General features: G+C 60.5%; 1 protein-coding gene and 2 pseudogenes. 2 read left to right on the forward strand and 1 reads right to left on the reverse strand.

Annotation, left to right across the window (positions count from 1 at the left end; genetic code table 11):
• Positions 1–130, forward strand: a pseudogene (locus ABZT12_RS39230) (transposase); the annotation flags it as partial.
• A 301-nt stretch (positions 131–431) separates the two neighbouring features.
• Here the strand turns inward: ABZT12_RS39230 and ABZT12_RS39235 are convergent.
• Positions 432–1,766 (reverse strand): DMT family transporter, encoded by a 1,335-nt coding sequence (locus tag ABZT12_RS39235; RefSeq protein ID WP_356394640.1) that lies wholly within the window; start codon positions 1,764–1,766, stop codon positions 432–434.
• Between the two features lie 1,006 nt (positions 1,767–2,772).
• Between ABZT12_RS39235 and ABZT12_RS39240 the strand changes: the two are divergent.
• A pseudogene (locus ABZT12_RS39240) lies at positions 2,773–2,944 on the forward strand (ISAzo13 family transposase); the annotation flags it as partial.
• Positions 2,945–3,113: the final 169 nt, after the last annotated feature.

Genomic DNA, 3,113 nt, shown 5'->3' on the forward strand with positions numbered 1-3,113 from the left:
CATTGTGTGCACAACCAACAGCATCGAGAGCGTCAACGCGCGCATCCGCAAGGCCGTCCGCGCCCGCGGGCACTTCCCCACGGAGCAGGCCGCCCTCAAGTGCGTCTGCATGGCGGTCATGACCCCGACCGCCTGTCCTTCACCCGGTCTCTGCGGATCGTGCGCCGCCAGGTCCCGGCCCAGGCGGCGTTTTCCCCCGGCCGACTCGCCCGGGCATTGGCCCGCACCCCGGCTGGGATCGCCGAACGCCTGTTGTCTGCACGCCGCCACCGGACCCGCCCCCGAGTGATCAAACGCAAGATGTCCAACTGGCCACTCAAACGTGCCGAGCACGGCAACCGGACACCACCCGCACCGGACACCGTCACCATCACTCGGCAGGACAGAACTTAAGTCACCAGCATTTTCCCTAAATCTCGTTCGTGTGCCGCTCAGAATACTGGAGAAGGTGCGTTGTCAATGGTGCCCTCCTCGCCGCTGGCGCTTCGCCATTCTTGGTACGAGTAGTTGAGGCGATAGCCAGAGTGGGCATCTGGACACGGTGTGGAAGAGTGGAAACGAGCGGCGGCCGACCAGAGTTGAGCGGACAGGCTGTGGTCTCCGGCGATACGGGCAACGATGGCGCGTACTTCAATCCAGTGGGCAGCCTCGCAAGACTTGGCTCCATGGGCGCGGATGGACTGATTCTCCAATCTCCGTATTTCGGCCTCGACTTCAGCGAACCGTCCAGCGTGCGCATGGCGCCACAAAGATGCGTATATGTCACCCCTAGCTGGAATATCGTTGACGATCGAGAGGGCATGCTGCGGAGACATGGTTGTAACCCATCCATCTCCCAGATTTTCTGTTACCGGATCCGCACGTCGCACATCTGCCACCACAACCACAACAACGCCCAACATGATCATGAATAGTCCCGGCCATGTACTCCCGTCGGGCGTCTGGCCAAGCCACAACCAGGCGACAATCGCTGCCACAGGTGCCTCCAGCAGCAACATCACGCTCACCGCTGTGGCTGGTGCCCGACCAAGGGCGAAATTCAGCGAAAAAAGGCCGAGCAGCTGAGGAAGGATTAGCAGGCCCAGCAAAGCGATCAAGGTGTTACCAGTGAGCGCGAACATGGGGGTTCCGGAAACAAGGCAGAGGATCAGCAACTCCACCGTGCATATGAAAGAACACAATACCGAGTACACCGACGTGCTGACATCGGGACGGGCCTGTTCACTGAGGGCGGTATAGCCGGCAAGCGCGACTGCGCCTGCGAGAGCGAGTAGGTCTCCGAGGACCGCCTTGCTCCCAGCTCCTAGGTCCATACCACTAGCGATCACCGCGCCCGCAACTGAGATGGCGAGGCCCGCCCGCGTCGCACGCGGTAGCCTACCGCCCAGCATGGTCGCGATGAGCGCCTGCCAGACAGGTTGCGTAGCCACTAGGGCAGTCGCCATAGCCACACTGGTCATCCGTGTACTGGACATGAATGTGGCGAAATGAGTAGCCAGCGCCGTGCCGGCGAGAGACCCTAGCAAGACAGCGCGGCGCTGCTCCCTACGTACCAGAAATCGCTCCCCACGGAAAACCTTGATGAACTCGCGTCGACGGATCAGCAAAACAACGGGACCTAGTGTAATGAGCCCTAATGCGTTACGGCCCAGCGCAAGCACGAACACCGAGCCACTGGCATACGCCGTCAATGGCGCAGTTGCAGAAAATGCCGCGACTGTTACCAATACGGCGACAATAGACACGGCATCAAGCTTGGTGCGCATAGTGCAGAGCTACCTTCGTGGCGATCTTCGGAATGAGGGATTCGTCGGCCAAATTGCAGATTTCATTGCCGATGCAGGCGCGGTTCTTTAGTGGCGGAGGTGCATAAATCTATACACCTCATCGTGAGATGCTGCCGTCCGAACAATGTGACGGCCATCGTGGTACACCGCAGTCTCGTGGCGGCCGGTTCAACTCAGTCTCACGAGATGGGGATCGATCATATTAAAGTGGCTTGGAACTGCCAGAGCCGCTAAGTCTCTTTCATTCTGTTTTGGTGCAGATCAGGGTGGCGTGGACGGTGCGCGCGACGTGGCGCGGTCGCGAGCCATTCGCGTCGCCTACCGCAGGAACTATCCATGCGTGAAGGGGAATGACACTTTTGGCTACAGGCAGGACGGGCCCCGCATACTAATGATGGAATCAGCCATTAAAGCAGTCTGTTCACAACTGAAATTCCCTCAGTCTGTACTGAACCGGCTGCCCCCTATCAATCGAATAGCGGAGGACGTTCGGTCACGCGAAAGTTGGCGCCAGCTCAAGCTGTACGGTCTGGCGCCCAGCGATGTTGACCTTTCATATGCTGCTGCGTTGACGGCAGGTGGGGAACCACCACGTCACGAGGTTGCTTAGCAAATTTTGGCGCATCGCCCCACCCGTGAGGCATGTGATGCCCCATTTATTGCCCTCCGATACAGAGCACAGTGCCTACGCGTCCCCTGTCGTCCCGACGCCCGGCACCGAGCCTCTTGATCCTGTGTTTGTGCAGATCGAACGGGCGTGGACGGCACGCGCAGTGCCGCTCAGACGGTTGGCCCGCGACTGGAGGCCGTACTCGGCCCCGGTCCGGCCGTCCCAGCTGTCGGCGTACACGTGCGTGTGGTTCCGGCAAGGTTTCATAGGCGGAGATCATCTTGACGTGGTGTGAGGTGCTCCATATAGCGGGCAGCTTTAGGGCTCGCAGAGAATCAAGGTGTTGCTTCGCGTGCTTCGGCTCGTTGGTCTGGTATGGGCATCTTCGATGAGGTTCGTAGTCAACTCGCTGTGAAGTTCGGGGTGTTGTTCCCGCATCTGAGCGAGCGGCAGCGGCGGGTTGATGGGGGCCGAGGCCCGCATCCTGGGGCACGGTGGTATCCGGGCGGTCGCGCAGGCGGCCCAGGCCAGCGAGACGACGGTCCGCAAAAGCGTGGACGAGTGTAGCCCCGAGTTTTCGCTGTCCCCCGGCCGCCAAGTAGCTTCTTGACCCTCACACCGGGTCATGTCCCGCGGGGTGGTGTAGTCACGGCAGCTGTTTCGGTTCCGGTTGTGGAGTGATCTGCGGTTCGGGTTCGGTCGGCTTGGTGGTGAAG

Origin of the sequence: Streptomyces sp. NPDC005423, assembly GCF_040606415.1 — a bacterium.
Classification (GTDB): domain Bacteria; phylum Actinomycetota; class Actinomycetes; order Streptomycetales; family Streptomycetaceae; genus Streptomyces.